Annotated in this window: 15 protein-coding genes and 2 tRNA genes; 10 read left to right on the plus strand and 7 right to left on the minus strand. The window is 64.7% G+C overall.

What is annotated here, in order from left to right; translation table 11 throughout:
- Positions 1 to 39: 39 nt before the first annotated feature.
- Together IVB31_RS10540 and IVB31_RS10545 are read right to left on the minus strand one after the other, a co-directional pair.
- The gene (locus IVB31_RS10540) at positions 40 to 873 is read right to left on the minus strand and encodes an FkbM family methyltransferase (RefSeq protein ID WP_247321541.1); all 834 of its coding nucleotides are present in this window, start codon (positions 871 to 873) and stop codon (positions 40 to 42) included.
- A gap of 157 nt (positions 874 to 1,030) precedes the next feature.
- A tRNA-Asp gene (locus IVB31_RS10545) sits at positions 1,031 to 1,107 on the minus strand.
- A gap of 235 nt (positions 1,108 to 1,342) precedes the next feature.
- Here IVB31_RS10545 and IVB31_RS10550 point away from each other — a divergent pair.
- The 3 genes from IVB31_RS10550 (at position 1,343) to IVB31_RS10560 (ending at position 3,930) form a co-directional block, all read left to right on the plus strand.
- On the plus strand, positions 1,343 to 1,672 hold the full coding sequence (locus IVB31_RS10550; RefSeq protein WP_247321544.1) for an HU family DNA-binding protein: 330 nt from the start codon (positions 1,343 to 1,345) through the stop codon (positions 1,670 to 1,672).
- 105 nt (positions 1,673 to 1,777) lie between these two features.
- The gene (gene pepT, locus IVB31_RS10555) at positions 1,778 to 3,028 is read left to right on the plus strand and encodes a peptidase T (protein ID WP_247321546.1); all 1,251 of its coding nucleotides are present in this window, start codon (positions 1,778 to 1,780) and stop codon (positions 3,026 to 3,028) included.
- Between the two features lie 86 nt (positions 3,029 to 3,114).
- Positions 3,115 to 3,930, plus strand: coding sequence for an alpha/beta fold hydrolase (locus IVB31_RS10560; RefSeq protein WP_247321551.1), 816 nt, complete (start codon positions 3,115 to 3,117; stop codon positions 3,928 to 3,930).
- Between the two features lie 19 nt (positions 3,931 to 3,949).
- Here the strand turns inward: IVB31_RS10560 and IVB31_RS10565 are convergent, their stop codons facing one another.
- The gene (locus IVB31_RS10565; RefSeq protein WP_247321553.1) at positions 3,950 to 4,840 is read right to left on the minus strand and encodes a hypothetical protein; all 891 of its coding nucleotides are present in this window, start codon (positions 4,838 to 4,840) and stop codon (positions 3,950 to 3,952) included.
- Positions 4,841 to 5,149: 309 nt separating this feature from the next.
- Between IVB31_RS10565 and IVB31_RS10570 the strand changes: the two genes are divergently transcribed.
- The 7 genes from IVB31_RS10570 (at position 5,150) to IVB31_RS10600 (ending at position 13,332) form a co-directional block, all read left to right on the plus strand.
- Positions 5,150 to 5,422: a hypothetical protein gene (locus tag IVB31_RS10570; protein ID WP_247321555.1), complete on the plus strand. Its 273-nt coding sequence runs from the start codon at positions 5,150 to 5,152 to the stop codon at positions 5,420 to 5,422.
- Between the two features lie 115 nt (positions 5,423 to 5,537).
- Entirely contained in the window at positions 5,538 to 5,903 is a 366-nt protein-coding gene (locus IVB31_RS10575) for a hypothetical protein (RefSeq protein WP_247321564.1), read from the plus strand.
- 57 nt (positions 5,904 to 5,960) lie between these two features.
- Positions 5,961 to 7,235 carry a divalent metal ion exporter subunit IhpA gene (gene ihpA, locus IVB31_RS10580; RefSeq protein ID WP_247321565.1) on the plus strand — a complete coding sequence of 425 codons (1,275 nt, stop codon included), beginning with the start codon at positions 5,961 to 5,963 and terminating at the stop codon, positions 7,233 to 7,235.
- Complete coding sequence (gene ihpB / locus IVB31_RS10585) at positions 7,232 to 8,209, plus strand: divalent metal ion exporter adaptor subunit IhpB (protein ID WP_247321570.1); 978 nt, start codon at positions 7,232 to 7,234, stop codon at positions 8,207 to 8,209. The genes ihpA and ihpB overlap by 4 nt, the downstream gene beginning before the upstream one ends.
- Positions 8,202 to 11,420 (plus strand): CusA/CzcA family heavy metal efflux RND transporter, encoded by a 3,219-nt coding sequence (locus tag IVB31_RS10590; RefSeq protein ID WP_247321572.1) that lies wholly within the window; start codon positions 8,202 to 8,204, stop codon positions 11,418 to 11,420. Before ihpB ends, IVB31_RS10590 begins: the two co-directional genes overlap by 8 nt.
- 2 nt (positions 11,421 to 11,422) lie before the next feature.
- Positions 11,423 to 12,385: a cation diffusion facilitator family transporter gene (locus tag IVB31_RS10595; RefSeq protein WP_247321574.1), complete on the plus strand. Its 963-nt coding sequence runs from the start codon at positions 11,423 to 11,425 to the stop codon at positions 12,383 to 12,385.
- Positions 12,386 to 12,474: 89 nt separating this feature from the next.
- Positions 12,475 to 13,332, plus strand: a complete 858-nt coding sequence (locus tag IVB31_RS10600) for a cobalamin biosynthesis protein CobT (protein ID WP_247321575.1) — start codon at positions 12,475 to 12,477, stop codon at positions 13,330 to 13,332.
- Between the two features lies 1 nt (position 13,333).
- Here the strand turns inward: IVB31_RS10600 and IVB31_RS10605 are convergent, their stop codons facing one another.
- The 4 genes from IVB31_RS10605 to lon form a co-directional block, all read right to left on the minus strand.
- Positions 13,334 to 14,194 carry a methyltransferase domain-containing protein gene (locus IVB31_RS10605; protein ID WP_247321577.1) on the minus strand — a complete coding sequence of 287 codons (861 nt, stop codon included), beginning with the start codon at positions 14,192 to 14,194 and terminating at the stop codon, positions 13,334 to 13,336.
- Positions 14,195 to 14,262: 68 nt separating this feature from the next.
- Positions 14,263 to 14,339: transfer RNA gene (locus tag IVB31_RS10610), tRNA-Val, on the minus strand.
- Between the two features lie 62 nt (positions 14,340 to 14,401).
- Positions 14,402 to 14,806 (minus strand): GFA family protein, encoded by a 405-nt coding sequence (locus tag IVB31_RS10615; RefSeq protein WP_247321580.1) that lies wholly within the window; start codon positions 14,804 to 14,806, stop codon positions 14,402 to 14,404.
- Positions 14,807 to 14,879: 73 nt separating this feature from the next.
- Positions 14,880 to 17,303, minus strand: a complete 2,424-nt coding sequence (gene lon, locus IVB31_RS10620; RefSeq protein ID WP_247321582.1) for an endopeptidase La — start codon at positions 17,301 to 17,303, stop codon at positions 14,880 to 14,882.
- Positions 17,304 to 17,352 lie beyond the last annotated feature (49 nt).

Raw genomic sequence — 17,352 nt, forward strand, 5'->3', positions numbered from 1 at the left:
CGACCGGTGCGGCCCCCTCGCGCGCCAACATGAATTGGGTCAATAGCTGCCGCAACAGTGCTTGAATTTCTCCCCTGAACCGCAGGGACAGGGATCGTTGCGGCCGACATCGCTCTGCCCATAACGCAGCCGGTTGAGGGCCTTCCTGTTCTGCTCCAGGATCATCTTGCGGCGCGTCTCCTGCACGCCGATCACCGCAGCATTGTCGCCGGCATCCCAGAACGCCTGCGGCTTCAGATGGGCGAGCTTGCCGCTGACATAGACTGGGTAAAACCAGCCGAGCGTTCCGTCGCGCAGGCGCTGCAGTGTCGTCAAATCGTAGAGGAAGAACCCTGCGTCCAGCAGCATCGCATTGATGTCCTGGAAGTCGTCAACGTCGGTCTCGCAGACGACCACGCTGCAATTCTCGAGCACGTGGCGCGCGCCCGTCAGCGCGGCCTGTTCCGCACCCTGCACATCGAGCTTGAGCAGGAACGGCGGCTTGAGCGCCAGCTCCTTGACCAGCGCATCAAGTGTCGTCGCCGGCACTTTCACCTTGCTCGTGGCCAGGTCGTTGACCCGCGACCAGTAGACGTCGCCTGCGGGGCGCAGCGATGACCAGTACGGATGCACCGACTCGGTGATCTCGATCTCGCCCTCGTGGTCGGTGACGGCGCAGATGCGATAATGCCCGCCAAGCGCCTCCTGGATCGCCTTGAGGGAGTCTTCATAGATCCTGTTAGCGTCGACGTTCAGTGGCACCGCACCGCTGAGGCACGACAGATGGTTGAGCACGAAGTGCCCATCGGCGCAGCCGAGGTCGATGACGGTGCCGTAGCGCACGCCCTTCGCGAACAAATTCTGCAACGTCGCGCTGAAATCGGCTGCCTGCATGAAATCGATCCGAACAAAACCGGATTGAGCGGTAGCATGTGGTCAACGGCGCGATCAACTCGGCGGGGAAAAAGCACGCAGGAGCCGCGTCGCGAGCGACCGGGCATCGAAGCAAGACGAGGATTTGGAAGTAAGGGACTGAAATGATTGCCAAAAATGGCGCGAGAGACGGGGCTCGAACCCGCGACCTCCGGCGTGACAGGCCGGCGCTCTAACCAACTGAGCTACTCCCGCGTGACACGCAATGTCTGCGGAACGAGGGGGGACTTAAAGGCCGGACCTAATGAAGTCAAGGACGTTGCATCCACAGCCTGAACGAGCGGAATTCCGTTGAGGGCGCGCACCAACGTGACCCGCGGCCATGTCGGCCGCGGTGTCAGTCCGGTCCCGAATCGTCTACGCCTCCGGGAACTTGCGGGGTTTTGGGGCCGTCTCCCCCAACCATCGGCAAGAATCGAGGAGGCCAGACATGGCTAAGAAGGACTCGGCCAAGAAGGACTCGGCGAAGAAGGCCGCCGCGCCCGCCACCATCACGCTCAAGCACCTCGCCGCTGACATTGCGGAGAGCCAGGACCTGTCGAAGAAGCGCGCCGAGGCGGTGCTGACCGATATGGTCGATTTGATCACCAGGCACCTGAAGCGGGGCGACCGCGTCCGCATCGTCGGCCTCGGCATCCTCCAGGTCCGCAAGCGCGCCGCCCGCACCGGCCGCAACCCCGCCACCGGCGAGCCGATCCACATCAAGGCCAGCAAGAAGGTCGCCTTCCGCCCGGTCAAGGAACTGAAAGAGGCGATCTGAGGCAAGCTTTCCTTAAGCCTGATATCCCGACATCGTCCTGCCGCAACGCGGCCCGCTTTTCTGGTATACCGCCTTTCTCCCCCTGACCCCGGCGGTTGACCAGCAATGTCCTCCCTCACCTTTTCGCACACTGTGACCGAGCGCTTCCTGCGCTATGTCACCATCGACACCCAGTCCGATCCGGACTCCCCAGCCTCGCCCTCGACCGAGAAACAGAAAGACCTCGGCCGCGTCCTCGCCGCCGAGCTGAGGGACATGGGCGTCGCGGATGCCCATCTCGACGATTACGGCTATGTCTACGGAACGATCCCGGCGAACACGACCAAGAAAGTGCCGGTGATCTGCTTCTGCTCGCACATGGACACCTCGCCCGATTGCTCGGGCAAGGACGTCAAGCCGCAGATGGTCGAGAACTATCGCGGCGGCGATATCACCCTGCCGGGCGATACCAGCCAGGTGATCCGCTTTACTGAACATCCCGCGCTGAAGAACCAGATCGGCAACGACATCATCACCACCGACGGCACCACGCTCCTGGGCGCCGACAACAAGGCCGGCGTCGCCGAGATCATGGATGCCGCGCATTTCTTCATCACCAACCCCGACGTGAAGCACGGCACCATCAAGATCCTGTTCACGCCGGACGAGGAGATCGGCCGCGGCGTCGACAATGTCGACCTGAGCAAGCTCGGCGCCGATTTCGGCTACACCATGGACGGCGAGAGCGCCGGCTGCGTCGAGGACGAGACCTTCTCGGCCGACGGCGCCACCATCACCATCAACGGCGTCAGCGCCCATCCCGGCTATGCCAAGGGCAAGATGGAACACGCGATCAAGATCGCCGCCGCCATCGTCGAGCGCCTGCCCAAGGAAGGCTGCTCGCCAGAGACGACATCAGGCAAGCAGGGCTTTCTGCATCCGATCGGCATCGAGGGCGCACTGGAGCAGGCGACGCTCTCCTTCATCGTGCGCGATTTCACCGAGGAAGGGCTGAAGGAGAAGGAGGTCCTGCTCGAGACCATCGTCAAGGACGTGATGAAGGACTATCCGCGCTCGACCTACAAATTCGAGGTGCGGGAGCAGTACCGCAACATGAAGCAGGTGATCGATCGTCACCCGCACATCCTCGAATACGCCATCGAAGCGATCCGCCGCGCCGGCCTGCGCCCGATGCGCACCGCGATCCGCGGCGGCACCGACGGCTCGCGCCTCTCCTTCATGGGCCTGCCCTGCCCCAACATCTTCGCCGGCGAGCACGCGTTTCATTCGCGCCTCGAATGGGTCAGCCGGCAGGACATGGAGAAGGCGGTGCAGACCATCGTGCATCTCGCGATGATCTGGGAGGAGAAGGCCTAGAGCTTCTCGTCGAGGCAGTGTGGCCGGGATTCGCTCCCGGCCATCGTCTGGCGCATACCAACGTCGTCAGTTTGGACATGCAGTTGATGCAACACATTGTGTCTGGTCGTGCCAGGCTTGCGGCGGACGTCGAAGGTGAAGGCACTGCCATCGTCTTTCTTCATGCCAACGTGTGCGACCGGCGCATGTGGCGCGCCCAATTGGATGGAATGAGTGCCAGCCACAAGGTGGTCGCTTATGACCGACGCGGGTTCGGTGAAACGCGCGCCGAGCCGGAGGACTTTTCCGCCCTCGCGGACCTCGTCGCGGTGCTGGAGGCGACCGCAGACGGCAAGCCCGCGATCCTCGTTGGCTGCTCCCTCGGAGGCCGCATCGCGCTTGATGCCGCCCTCCGGCATCCGTCGCGTGTTCGCGCGCTGGTTCTGATCGCCCCCAATGTCGCGGGCGCGCCCGATCCGGTCTATACCCCCGACATCGAGAAACTGATGGTGCAATCGAAGCAGATCGAGGCATCCGGCGACCTCGATCGGTTGAACGCGATGAAGGCGCGACTCTGGCTGGACGGACCACTGGCCCCCGAAGGCCGCGTATCCGGCCCTGCTCGCGATCTGCTTCTTGATATGAACGGCATCGCGCTCCGCGCCCCGCCCTTCGGATCGGAGGTTGGTGTTCAACCCTTCTTCGATCGACTGAGCCGGATCGCGGCGCCTACCCTCGTCCTCTGGGGCAAACTCGATTTCCCGTACGTTCAGGAACGCTGTCGCCACGTCGTGGCAGCAGTCCCCGGCGCCGAGAGTCATGAAATGCCAGGCGTGGCTCATCTGCCGAGCCTGGAGCGCCCGGCGGAAATCACAACTCTCATTGCCGATTTCGTCCGCCGCCATGCGGCGGCAGATGGGTAGAGTTCACGCTTCGGCGAGCTTACGGCATCGGCCTTACGCGCGGGCTGCGATGGAAACGTTCCGAACTTGCCATCCAGTGCGGCAGAGGCGCGCCGTCGCGGTGCTGGCCGCCCGCAACAGCGGCAGCCCAGGCCACCACCGCTCCAATCAACGTCGCAGCTGCAATTGAAAAGGCGAGGATGATCGAGCTACGTCGCGCCCGGTTGATCGCCGTGCGGGAGTCCGCGATCACCGCGTCGACCCGGCGCTCGGAATCCGGCGCCGCCAATCCCGTCAGCGCCGCGACCTGCTGCACGAGATAGGTTCGATCGTCGCTGCTGACGCCGCTATGGCTCGACGACGTCATGAGGATGCGCCCGGCTTCCGCGCGCGTTTCCCTCATGTCGGCGGGAGCACGCTTCGGCGCGCGGAAAAGCTTGTCCAGCTCATAGCTCAAGAGCGGCTCGGCCGCAGTGGTGCTGCCAGCCGAAGTCCGCGCTGGGGAGCGATCCATCGCAGCCGCGCCGAGCAGCGCAAGGACAGCGCCGCCTATCAGCACGGCCAGCGCCCATGACATCAGTCCATGGAGCCCATCCCGCCGCTCGCCATCGTCGTCCACGGCCGAAAGCGAGACCCCCGGACGCCTGATGCGACCGGCAATATAGCCGCCGAAGCCGAAACTCGCGACGGCCTGAAGGATCAAATACAATCCTGAAAGCAAAGCCAGCGCGGCTGACGCATCGCGCCATGTGGGCGAGGTCGAACTGACGCCAAGCCCAATGGCGACGCCAAAGCTTATCAAGATGAACGACAACGCCGCGGCAGCAAATGCGCCTGCGACGATAGAACTCCATTGGAGGACCCAGCGGTCCTCGGTCGCAGGCACGCCGCCTGCAATGACGTCTTCCTGTACGAGAGCTTCAATCGTCATTGTTGCTCTCTCAGCGCAGGCCGAATAGCGACAGGATCGCCATGATCACCACGATCAAGCCGACGAGATAGATCAGTCCGTTCATAGTCCGTCCTCCTCAAATGCTCCGGGTCGCTAATGAGGGCAGATAACAAATGTTCCTAATGGAGATTTCGGTCGGAACAAACCGGCGGGACGCGGATTGTCTGATCGAGTCCCAAGGATAGAAATTGTGAGCACAAAGGCCCCAGCCGGTCAGCCCCGGAGCTGGGGCCTTTCTTTTGTGTTTTTTGCCCTATGTTAACGACGCCGGCTCTCCGATCACCAACGATGCGCCTGGGGCGGAACCTTCGCATCGGGGAGAGCCGCGTGGATCGCAGAACGGCGTGCCTTCATCAGGCAGATGCATTTCGGGAAAAGGCGATCGCCGATCCTGAGCAGCACGACAAATGGATCGATGAATCGATCAAATGGCTGGAGCGGGCGATGGAAGCCGGCCGCTGCGCCGTCGTCACGGTCGAAGCCGGCAACACCGGCGATGTCCCAGAGGCGGCACGCGAAGCGGCTGTCGACGCTCAACTGGGCCTGATCACGCGCCAATGAGAAGCGCTCGCGTCGCAGTCATTGGTGCGGCAATTGTTCCAGTCACAATGTTGCGGGTCGACACTATTCCCGCCTCCATGCTAGGCCGGACGCAGACCGCAATCAGAGTGACGTCGTGCCCGCGAACCGCCAACCCTCAGGATCTTGCCGCACGCGCCACTGGCGCGGGCTGCTGTCTGTGCTGATCGCGGTTATCTATCTGCTCGCGGGAGCGCTGCACGGCGCGCACGATATCGACGTCACCACGCCGGGCGGCGGCTCGGAGACCGCTGCGGTTTTGGATGGCTCCGCAGGCCATAGCGACCACAAGGCCATCGGCGGACATCATTGCCATGGCTGCTTCTCGGTGACGACGGTGGCGCAGCCGACGCAGCCGGCCGTATCGATCGCGCTCGTCTCCCCCTCGCGCCCGCAACGCGCGGCCGGGCTCGCCGGCATTGTCCCCGATACCGACTCCCCGCCTCCAAAACATATTGCCTGAACGGGTTGGTCGGGCGCGCTCTGCGCCCATTGGGTTCATCCTTCACAGGTCAGTTTCATGTTTTGCAGGGGAATGGCCGCGCGCCTGGCGTGCGCGGCAGCGTATCTGATTGCCGGATTGGCGCTTGCGCCGTCTCACGCCCAGACCTTGACGATGCGGAGCGCGCTGTCGCGCGCGCTGGCCGCGAGCCCGCGGCTCACTGCGGCGGAGCGCGACGTCGGCATCGCCACGGGCCAGCGCATCCAGGCCGGTGCGCTGCTCAATCCAGAACTGTCCTACGAACAGGACAATTCGTTCGGGTCCGGCATCTATCGCGGCACGCGATCGGCCGAGACCACGCTGCAGATCAGCCAGGCCTTCGAACTGTTCGGCAAGCGCGACGCGCGGATTGCAGCGGGCGCCGCCGGCATCGAGGTCGCCGCGATCCAGCGCAAGGCCGTCAGGCTGGAGGTGCTGTCGGAGACCGCGATCGCCTTCCTCAGCGTGCTCGGCGCGCAGCGGCGCATCCAGATCCTCGACGAGCAGATTACCGCGATCGACCGGCTGACGCCGCTTTTGCGCCGCCGCGTCGAGGCCGGCGCCTCCTCGCCGGCCGAGACCGGCCGTGCGGAAGTAGCATCCGCACTGGTGAAGGCCGACCGCGAGCGCTTCAAGGCGACGCTGGCCAGCGCCCGGCGCGAGCTTGCGGTGCTGATGGGGGGCCCCGCGGCGAAATTCGGCGAGGTCTCCGGCCGGCTCGACACCATGGGCAAGCCGCCGACGTTCCAGTCGGTGGTCGCTGCGATCGATGCCAATCCGCAGCTGGTGCGCTGGACCGCGGTTTACGCGCAGCGCAACGCCGAGCTGCTGATGGCGCGGCTGAGGCCCTATCCCGACGTGCGGATCGCCGCAGGGTGGCGCCATTTCAACGAGACCAATGACGACGCGGCGCGCCTCACCGTCTCGGTGCCGATCCCCGTGTTCGACCAGAACCAGGGCAATATCCTCTCGGCGCAGGAAAGCCTCGCCAAAACCAGGGCCGAGCGTGAGGCCAACCGCAACACGCTGATCGTGGTCGCCGGCCGCGCCTATGACTCGCTCCAGGGCTCGCTGCGCGAACTCGCGGTGCTGCGCGAGAGCGCCATTCCCAAAGCCACCGAAGCCTCGGACGCCATCGCGCAAGGCTACGGCCAGGGCCGCTTCTCCCTGCTCGAAGTGCTCGACGCCCAGGCAAGCGTCACCCAGGCACGGCTGCGCGAGCAGGAGGCGCTCCAGAACTTCCATGCGGGTGTTGCGACCATCGAGGGTCTCGTCGGCAATCCCTTCACGTTGGCGCGGGAGAGCGCCCGATGAAGACGTCCTCCACCATTCTCGTCGCAATCGTTGCCGCCGCACTCGGCGCCTCCGGCTATTCCCTGCTCGGCCCGGCCAGGGTCGAGCATGCCGAACACGCCGCGGAGAAGAAGCCGGAGAAGCCGAACGACCATGTCGCGCAGGACGAGCACGGCGCCGACCGGATCCGCATTTCCGACGTCAAGCTTGCGGCGGCCGGCGTGACGTTGGCGGAGGCCGCGAGCGCGACACTGACCGACACGCTCGCCTTCAACGGCATCCTGCGCGCCAACCAGGAAGCCGTGGTGCAGGTGACGCCGCGCTTTCCCGGCGTTGCCAAATCGATCCAGAAGCGCATCGGCGACAAGGTCGCCAAGGATGATCTGCTCGCCGCGATCGAAAGCAACCAGAGCCTCACCGTCTACGAGCTGAAGGCGCCGATCGCCGGCACCATCATCGAGCGGCAGATCTCGCTCGGCGAATATGCTTCCGAGCAGAAACCGGCCTTCGTCGTCGCCGACCTCTCCACCATCTGGGTCGATCTGTCGATCTATCGGCAGGATCTGCGGCGCGTCCGCCTCAACGACGAGGTGCTGATCGATCCCGACGACGGCCGTGGCGAGATCAAGGGCACGATCTCCTACATGGCCCCGATCGGCTCGAGCGAGACCCAGACCGCGCTTGCGCGCGTGGTACTGCCAAATCCAGACGGGCGCCTGCGTCCCGGCCTGTTCGTCACGGCACGGCTGATCCTGGCTGCACGCAACGTCGCGGTGGCGGTGCGCCGAAGCGCGATCCAGACGCTGGAGAACCGGACCATCGTCTTCGTCCGCGAGGACGGCGACAAGATCGAGGCGCGCCCGGTTGAAACAGGCGATTCCGATCCGCGCCATGTCGAGATCAAGGCCGGTCTTGCGGCCGGCGAGCATTACGTCGCGGAGAACAGCTTCGTCGTGAAGGCGGAGATGGGCAAGGGCGAGGCCGAGCATGATTGAACGTCTCATCGCGGTCTCGCTGCAGCAGCGCTGGCTGGTCCTGCTGTTCGCGCTCGGCGCCGTCGCTCTCGGGGCCTGGAATTTCCAGCGCCTGCCGATCGACGCCGTACCCGACATCACCAACGTCCAGGTCCAGATCAACACCCGCGCGCCCGGCTATTCGCCGCTGGAGACCGAGCAGCGCATCACCTTCCCGGTCGAGACCGCCATGGGCGGCCTGCCGAAACTCGACTACACACGCTCGCTGTCGCGCTACGGCCTGAGCCAGGTGACGGTCGTTTTCAAGGACGACACCGACATCTATTTTGCCCGCCAGCTCGTCGGCGAACGGATCCAGCAGGTGAAGGACCAGCTCCCGGCCGGCGTCGAGGTCGCGATGGGCCCGGTCTCGACCGGGCTCGGCGAGATCTTCATGTACACCGTCGAGGCCAAGGCGGGCGCGAAGACGCAAGCCGGCCACGACTACTCGCTGACCGATCTGCGCACCGTGCAGGACTGGATCATCAAGCCGCAGCTTCGCAATGTGCCGGGGGTGGTCGAGGTCAACACCATCGGCGGCTTCGAGCGGCAATTCCACGTGCTCCCCGATCCCGGCAAGCTGATGGCCTACCGTCTCGGCTTTCGCGACGTCATGACGGCGCTCGCCGCCAACAACGCCAATGTCGGCGCCGGCTATATCGAGCGCAACGGCGAGCAATATCTGGTTCGCTCCCCGGGCCAGGTCGGCAATCTCAGCGAAATCCAGGACGTCGTCATCGGCTCGCGCGGCGGCAATCCCGTCAGGATCAGGGATGTCGCCACCGTCACCGAAGGTCGCGATTTGCGCACGGGAGCCGCGACGCGCGATGGCGAGGAGACCGTGCTCGGCACCGCCATGCTGCTGATCGGTGAGAACAGCCGCACGGTGGCGCGCCGTGTCGCGGCCCGGCTCGAAGACATCGCCAAATCGCTGCCCGACGGCGTCGTGACGCGGACCGTCTACGACCGCACCCATCTGGTCGAGGCCACCATCCGCACGGTCGAGAACAATTTGCTGGAGGGCGCGGCCCTGGTCGTGGCCGTGCTGTTCCTGATCCTCGGTAACATCCGCGCCGCACTCGTGGTGGCCTGCGTCATTCCGCTGTCCATGGCCATGACGATCACCGGCATGGTCGAGACCAAGGTCAGTGCGAATTTGATGAGCCTGGGCGCGATCGATTTCGGCATCATCGTCGACGGTGCCGTGATCATCGTCGAGAATTGCCTGCGCATGCTGGCCGAGGCCCAGCGCGAGAAAGGCGGGCTGCTCACGATCTCTGAACGGCTGCGCGCGATCCGGCGCGGGTCGCGCGAGGTCATCAAGCCGAGCCTGTTCGGAACGCTGATTATCGCCGTGGTCTATCTGCCGGTGCTGACGCTCACCGGCGTCGAAGGCAAGATGTTCACGCCGATGGCGCTGACCGTGCTGATGGCGCTGGGCGCCGCGGTGCTGTTCTCCGTCACCTTCGTGCCGGCGGCGGTTGCCATCTTCGTCACCGGCAAGGTGTCCGAACACGAAAACCTGTTCATGCGGGGAGCGAAGCGCGCCTATCTCCCCCTGCTCCGCTTTGCCATCGACAACCGGGTCGCGGTCGCAACCATGGCTGCCATCATCGTGGTCGCAAGCTGCGTTGCCGCCGCGCGCATGGGGGGCGAGTTCATTCCGAGTCTCGACGAAGGCGACGTCGCGCTGGCCTCGATCAGAATCCCCGGCACCAGCCTGACCCAGTCGCTGGACCTTCAGAAGGCGCTGGAAAAACGCATCAGGCAGATTCCAGAGGTGAAGGAGTTCTTCACCCGCATCGGCACCGCGGAGATCGCGACCGACCCGATGTCGCCGGCACAGACCGACGGCTACATCATGCTGAAGCCGCGCGCCGAATGGCCCGACCCGGGCAAGCCCAAGTCGGACGTGATCGAGGCCATCGACCGTGCCGCCGACGACATCCCCGGCAGCGCCTATGAAATCTCCCAGCCGATCCAGTTCCGTGTCAACGAGCTGATCTCGGGCGTACGCAGCGACGTCGGCGTCAAGATCTTCGGCGATGACCTCGACATCCTGCAAGGCGCGGCAAAACAGGTGGAGGCCGCGGTCCGCGGCATCCGCGGCGCCAGCGATGTCAAGATCGAGCAGGTCTCGGGCCTGCCGATCCTCACCGTCCGCCTCGACCGCCAGGCGCTCGCCCGCTATGGGCTCAGCATCAGCGAGGTGCAGGGCATCGTCGAGATCGCGGTGGGCGGCAAGTCGGCGGGAAAACTGTTCGAGGGCGACCGCCGCTTCGACATCGTCGTACGGCTGCCGGAGCATCTGCGCGGCAATCTCGAGGCGATCCGGGCGATCCCGATCCCGCTGCCGCCGGGTGAGGAAGCCGCAATCGGCGCGCCGATCCGGACGGCCTTGCCCGCCGCGCCCCTCGCCCAGATGCGCTATGTGCCACTATCGTCGGTAGCAACCGTCGATGCGACGCCCGGCCCCAACCAGATCAGCCGCGAAAACGGCAAGCGGCGCATCGTCGTCACCGCCAATGTCCGGGCGCGCGATCTCGGCTCCTTCGTCACTGAGGCCGAGGCGGCCGTCGCGGAGAAGGTCAAGCTGCCGCCAGGCTACTGGATCGGCTGGGGCGGACAGTTCGAGCAATTGGTCTCCGCCACCAAGCGGCTGACGCTCGTGGTGCCGGTGGCGCTGCTGCTGGTGTTCTTGCTGCTGTTCATGGGCATGGGATCGGCGGCGGATGCGGCTCTCGTGTTCTCCGGCGTGCCGCTGGCGCTGACCGGCGGCGTCGTGGCGCTGCTGCTGCGCGGCATTCCCTTATCCATCAGCGCCGGCGTCGGCTTCATCGCGCTGTCGGGCGTGGCCGTGCTCAACGGACTCGTGATCATCGCCTTCATCGAGCGGCTGCGCAGCGAAGGGCACCCCGTTGCCGACGCGGTGCGCGAGGGCGCACTGACGCGCCTGCGTCCGGTGCTGATGACGGCGTTGGTGGCGTCCCTCGGCTTCGTGCCGATGGCTCTTGCCACCGGGGCCGGTGCCGAGGTGCAGCGGCCGCTTGCGACCGTGGTCATCGGCGGCATCATCTCCTCGACCGCGCTGACGCTCCTGGTCCTGCCGGCGCTCTACGTGCTGTTCCGCCGTGACGGGGCTGCCGAAACGCCTACAATGGCACCTGATTTGGCAGCTTCCGGGGAGCGCTAGAATTGGGCAGCCACGACCATCACGGTCATCACCACCATGATCATGCCGGCCATTCGCATGATCATGGTCACGGCCACGCGCATGTCCATGCCCCCGCCAGTTTCGGCAAGGCGTTCGCGATCGGCATTACGCTCAACACCGCGCTGGTCGTGGCCGAGGCGATCTATGGCTATATCGGCAACTCCACCGCCCTCCTCGCCGATGCCGGCCATAACCTTTCCGACGTGCTCGGCCTCGTGGTGGCCTGGGGCGCGTCGATCGCGGCAAGGCGCGCACCGAGCGGACGCTTCACTTATGGCTTTCGCGCCTCCACCATCCTGGCGGCGCTGGCGAACGCCGTGTTCCTGCTGGTCGCAACCGGTGCGATCGGCTGGGAAGCGATTTTGCGGATGCGCGAGCCGGAGCTGGTCGCAGGCGTCACCGTGATGGTGGTCGCCGGCATCGGCATCCTCATCAACGGTTTTACGGCCATGCTGTTCGCGCGCGGCCGCAAGGACGACATCAACATCGAAGGCGCCTACCTGCACATGGCGGCGGACGCCGCGGTCTCGCTCGGCGTCGTGGTTTCGGCGGCGCTGATCATCTGGACCGGCTGGCTCTGGCTTGATCCCGTCACCAGCCTCGTCATCTGCATCACCATCCTCTGGAGCACGACCAGCCTGCTCCGCGGCTCCATCGACATGTCGATGGCGGCAGCGCCCAAGGGCACCGACCTCGCCGCGATCAGGGCGTTCCTGCTGGCGCGGCCGGGCGTGTCCGCGATCCACGATCTCCACGTCTGGCCGATCTCGACCACCGAGACCGCGCTGACTTGCCATCTCGTCATGCCCGCCGGCACCGCCGACGCATTCCTGATGGAGACCGCGCAGCTGCTGAAGACCTCCTTCCGCATCGGCCACAGCACGATTCAGGTTGAGACGCATCCCGACAATGGCTGCGCGCTGGCGCCGGATGATGTGGTGTGAGGCAGTTGCAAGCGCCCATGCCGGTTGCGCTTGCGCTACTCAAAATGAAAGACTGACCCCCACCCGTAATCAGTCGTCTCAAGAAGCCCATGCCGCTGGAATATCGCGTCTACACGACGAAGTTCGATAAGGAAGTTCGTGCGAGCGACATCGGCTCAGTCCTGGGCTCGCTTTCCCGTGGTGACCAAGCGGCACTTGATGAGGCCAGACGGGTTCTTCAGATGCGCCTGATACCCTGGAAAACGAACATCCAGATCACGGGCTCCGAAGCCGCAGCCCGTATTAGATCAGCTCTCGGAGAGGCCGAACGGGCAGATACGGTCGTATCCATCCTCGTCGACCACTCAGGCTCCATGCGGGGCCAAAACATACTATACGCGGCAGCTACGATTGAGGTGGTCGAGGAGTTTCTGCGGTCGCTCGGAATAGCTTACGAAGTGCTGGGATTCACGACCACGCAATGGCGTGGTGGACGCTCTCGCAGGCGATGGAAGTGGCGCTTCAGACCGCAACATCCGGGTCGATTAAACGATATCCTTCACATCATCTACCGAAGCGCGACTGACAAATATTCAAGCGGATGGGATCTCGGCCAAATGCTCCGCGCCGATCTACTCAAAGAGAATATTGATGGGGAAGCGGTTCTGTGGGCCGAGCAGCGTTTGCTGGCCCTGCCGCAAAGACGGAAGCATCTTTTCGTGCTGTCCGACGGCGCGCCGGTCGACGACGCGACGCTTTACGCGAATGGCAAGGACTATCTTTGGAACCACCTCCGCGAGGTCGTCGAACGGGTCCAGAAATCCGGCGAGGTCCAGCTGGCGGCGATCGCAATAGGTCGCGAAGCCGGGCCGCTGTACCCTGTCTTCGACCAGATCGACGCCGCAAGCGATCTCGGCGGCGCCTTGTTGTCGCTGATAGAACGCGTCCTCATATCGAAGGCGGCCTAGCCTACGCCGCCTTCGCCGTCACGATCCAGATTGCGCCCTGGAGCGCCACGTTCTGTCCCTTCAAGAACGGCGTGAGCATCTCGCGGATCGAGGCTTTTGCGGCCGCGTACGTCTCCGGCGGATGCCCCTGCAGCGCGCGGCTGGCGGGGCCGATCTGGAGCGAGCCCTCGACCGCGGCATCGAGCCCGCCGCCGATCGCGACATCCATTGCGAGATTGTGCGGCTCCATCGCGACATCGACGAAGCCGGCGCCGCCAAGGATGCGTTTCACGCGCTCTTCCGAAGCGAAGGCGAACGGGCCCGGCTCCTCCGGTCCGACCGGCGGCATCTTTGGGACGTGTTTGTAGACCGCCATCAGCGGCGCCATCATCCACGGGTTTTCCTTCGGCTCGCGCCAGCAGGCAAAGGCGAGCCGCCCGGACGGCTTCAGGGCACGACGAAGGTTGGTGAAAGACGCGATCGGGTCAGCGAAGAACATCACGCCGAACCGCGAGGCCAGCAGGTCGAAACTCGCCGGCTCGAACGGATGCACGGTCGCATCCGCCAGCACGAAATCGAGCGGCAGGCCCTTTGGCGCGAACGCACGCGCCTGCGACAGCATCGGGTCGGAGACGTCGAGGCCGAGCGCAAAGCCATTCGGCGCCACCGCCTTCGCGAACGCGACCGTCGTCGCGCCAGAGCCGCAACCGACGTCGATCACGCGCTCGCCTGGCTTCGGCCTGGCGCGGTCGATCAGCACGTCGGCAATGGGTCCGAGCAGGCTCTCCTGCGCCCCGTGACGATCGGCCCAGCGTTGCCCGCTGGGGCCATTCCAATAGGCGATCTGATCGGCGTTTTGTTCGTGTCCGCTTGGTTCTTGCATCGGGCCTCCCGTTCGGCGGCCCCCCTGGGCTGGCCTGCGAAGCCATCGATCGCGAAGCGAGCGAAGGCTGGTGGGCGGTGAGAGATTCGAACTCCCGACCCTCTCGGTGTAAACGAGATGCTCTAACCAGCTGAGCTAACCGCCCTCGCCGCCTGTTTAGCCCTACGCGCCCCGAAGGGGCAAGTGCCCAGCCTGACGACTTAAGCCTCAATCGCCCGGGCGCCCCGGCAGCAACGGCACCGCGTCGATCCACACCGCCGCGGACCGGCACCAGATCTGCCTGGCGGGCCGCAATTTGTCGCGCTGGCGGATGCTGCCCCAGCGGATACCCCAATCGTCCTCCTGGTCGCCCTCGCCGCTCGTGAACAGCGGGGAACCGCAATTGGCGCAAAAGTGCTGGAAGCGCATCCGGCCGTTGTCGCCGCGCTTGCCGTAGACCCTGGGCGTACCGCGGGTCAGCTTGACGTCGGCACCGGTGCAGACCGCGGTCACCCGGAATGGCGAGCCGGTGAGCGTCTGGCAATCGGTACAGTGGCAGACCGACACGGTCTCGGCGTCGATCTCGGCTTCAAAGGCGACCTGCCCGCAATGGCATTGCCCGTCGATTTGCATCGCCCTCGTCCCCTGCCCCAAACAAAAACGGCGCCCGAAGGCGCCGTTTTATCATTTTTTTCGGGCTGCGATCTCAGTGAGCGGTCAGGCCGCCGGCGGCTTCGTCGCCGTCCGGTTTCACGGTCACCTTGGTGTCCTCTTCCCAGACGATCGGCACCGGCTTCTTGACCAGCGCCTTGGCGACGACGTCGTCGAGGCGCGAGACCGGGATGATCTCCATGCCGCCCTTGATCGCATCGGAAATCTCCGTGAGATCCTTGGCGTTGTCCTCGGGGATCAGCACCGTCTTGATGCCGCCGCGGGCAGCGGCCAGCAGCTTCTCCTTCAGGCCGCCGATCGGCAGCACGCGGCCGCGCAGCGTGATCTCGCCGGTCATCGCGACATCGTGGCGGACCGGGATGCCGGTCATGACCGAGATGATCGCGGTGGCCATTGCTACGCCTGCGGACGGGCCGTCCTTCGGCGTCGCGCCTTCCGGCACGTGCACGTGGATGTCGCGGCGGTCGAACAGCGGCGGCTCGATGCCATAGACAATCGCGCGCGAGCGGACGTAGGACGCCGCCGCCGAGATCGATTCCTTCATGACGTCACGCAGATTGCCCGTGACCGTCATCTTGCCCTTGCCGGGCATCATGACGCCTTCGATGGTCAACAGCTCGCCGCCGACATCGGTCCAGGCAAGGCCTGTCACGATACCGATCTGCGGCTCGCTCTCGATCTCGCCATAGCGGTACTTCGGCACGCCCAGAAGCTCTTCCAGAGTCTTCTCGGTGACCTTGACCGACTTCTTCTTGGAGATCATCAGCTCCTTCACCGCCTTGCGGGACAGTGTCGAAAGCTCACGTTCCAGATTACGCACGCCCGCTTCGCGGGTGTAGCGGCGGATCAGAAGCAGCAACGCGTCGTCGTCGATCGAGAACTCCTTGGAGTCCAGGCCGTGCTTGGACACCGCGTTCGGGATCAGATGCTTGCGCGCGATCTCGACCTTCTCGTTCTCGGTGTAGCCCGCGATCCGGATGATCTCCATGCGGTCCATCAGCGGACCCGGAATATTGAGCGTATTCGCGGTGGTGATGAACATCACGTTGGACAGATCGTAGTCGACCTCGAGATAGTGGTCGTTGAAGGTCGCGTTCTGCTCGGGATCGAGGACCTCGAGCAGTGCCGAGGACGGATCGCCGCGGAAGTCGGCGCCCATCTTGTCGATCTCGTCCAGCAGGAACAGCGGATTGGACGACTTGGCCTTGCGCATCGACTGGATGATCTTGCCGGGCATCGAGCCGATATAGGTGCGGCGGTGACCGCGGATTTCGGCCTCGTCGCGCACGCCGCCGAGCGAGACGCGCACGAATTCGCGCCCCGTCGCCTTCGCGATCGACTTGCCGAGCGAGGTCTTGCCGACGCCGGGAGGTCCGACGAGGCACAGGATCGGTCCGGTCAGCTTGTTGGCCCGCGACTGCACCGCCAGATACTCGACGATGCGATCCTTGACCTTCTCCAGCCCGTAGTGATCGGCGTCCAGGGTCGCCTGCGCCGATTCCAGGTCCTTCTTGACCTTGGACTTCTTGTTCCACGGGATCGACAGCAGCCAATCCAGATAGTTGCGTACGACGGTCGCTTCCGCGGACATCGGCGACATCTGGCGCAGCTTCTTCAATTCATGCTGCGCCTTCTCGCGCGCTTCCTTGGAGAGCTTGGTCTTGGAGATCTTCTCTTCGAGATCGGCGAGCTCGTCGCGACCGTCGTCGTCGCCGAGCTCCTTCTGAATCGCCTTCATCTGCTCGTTGAGATAGTACTCGCGCTGGGTCTTCTCCATCTGGCGCTTGACGCGCGAGCGGATGCGCTTCTCGACCTGGAGCACCGAGATCTCGCTCTCCATCAGGCCCAGCACCTTCTCCAGGCGCTGCGTGACCGACAGCGTCTCCAGGATGCCCTGGCGATCCGCGATCTTGACGGCGAGATGCGAGGCGACGGTATCGGCGAGCTTGGCGAAATCGGTGATCGCCTGCACGACGCCGACGACCTCGGCCGAGATCTTCTTGTTGAGCTTCACATAGCTCTCGAAGTCGGACACGACCGAGCGTGCCATCGCCTCGGCCTCGACCGACTTCGCATCGGTGTCGGCGAGCGCGATCGCGGTCGCTTCGTAATAGTCGGCGCGATCGGTGTATTTCTGCACGCGCGCACGCTCGAGCCCTTCGACCAGCACCTTCACGGTGCCGTCCGGAAGCTTCAAGAGCTGCAGCACGCTGGCAAGCGTACCGGTCTCGTAAATGGAATCGGGTGCCGGATCATCATCGGAGGCGTTCTTCTGCGTCGCGAGCATGATCAGCGCGTCGTTCTTCATCACCTCTTCGAGCGCGCGGATCGACTTCTCGCGACCGACGAAGAGCGGAACGATCATGTGCGGGAAGACGACGATGTCGCGCAGCGGCAGCACGGGATAGGCGTGCGTTTCGCCATGGACGATGGTTGGCCTGGGTTTTGGATTAGTCATGGCCTTTTCCTTTTGCTTTGCCCCCTTGCACGCAGTCCGCTCCGCTCAT

It is taken from the genome of Bradyrhizobium sp. 21, from assembly GCF_023073335.1.
Classification (GTDB): Bacteria; Pseudomonadota; Alphaproteobacteria; order Rhizobiales; family Xanthobacteraceae; genus Bradyrhizobium.

Coding starts and splice junctions, on each gene's coding strand:
- pepT (WP_247321546.1), top strand. CDS start 1,778: ATGTCCTCCCTCACCTTTTCGCACACTGTGACCGAGCGCTTCCTGCGC.
- IVB31_RS10540 (WP_247321541.1), bottom strand. CDS start 873: ATGCAGGCAGCCGATTTCAGCGCGACGTTGCAGAATTTGTTCGCGAAG.
- ihpB (WP_247321570.1), top strand. CDS start 7,232: ATGAAGACGTCCTCCACCATTCTCGTCGCAATCGTTGCCGCCGCACTC.
- IVB31_RS10615 (WP_247321580.1), bottom strand. CDS start 14,806: ATGCAAATCGACGGGCAATGCCATTGCGGGCAGGTCGCCTTTGAAGCC.
- IVB31_RS10605 (WP_247321577.1), bottom strand. CDS start 14,194: ATGCAAGAACCAAGCGGACACGAACAAAACGCCGATCAGATCGCCTAT.
- IVB31_RS10600 (WP_247321575.1), top strand. CDS start 12,475: ATGCCGCTGGAATATCGCGTCTACACGACGAAGTTCGATAAGGAAGTT.
- IVB31_RS10570 (WP_247321555.1), top strand. CDS start 5,150: ATGCGCCTGGGGCGGAACCTTCGCATCGGGGAGAGCCGCGTGGATCGC.
- ihpA (WP_247321565.1), top strand. CDS start 5,961: ATGTTTTGCAGGGGAATGGCCGCGCGCCTGGCGTGCGCGGCAGCGTAT.
- IVB31_RS10565 (WP_247321553.1), bottom strand. CDS start 4,840: ATGACGATTGAAGCTCTCGTACAGGAAGACGTCATTGCAGGCGGCGTG.
- IVB31_RS10590 (WP_247321572.1), top strand. CDS start 8,202: ATGATTGAACGTCTCATCGCGGTCTCGCTGCAGCAGCGCTGGCTGGTC.
- lon (WP_247321582.1), bottom strand. CDS start 17,303: ATGACTAATCCAAAACCCAGGCCAACCATCGTCCATGGCGAAACGCAC.
- IVB31_RS10560 (WP_247321551.1), top strand. CDS start 3,115: ATGCAACACATTGTGTCTGGTCGTGCCAGGCTTGCGGCGGACGTCGAA.
- IVB31_RS10550 (WP_247321544.1), top strand. CDS start 1,343: ATGGCTAAGAAGGACTCGGCCAAGAAGGACTCGGCGAAGAAGGCCGCC.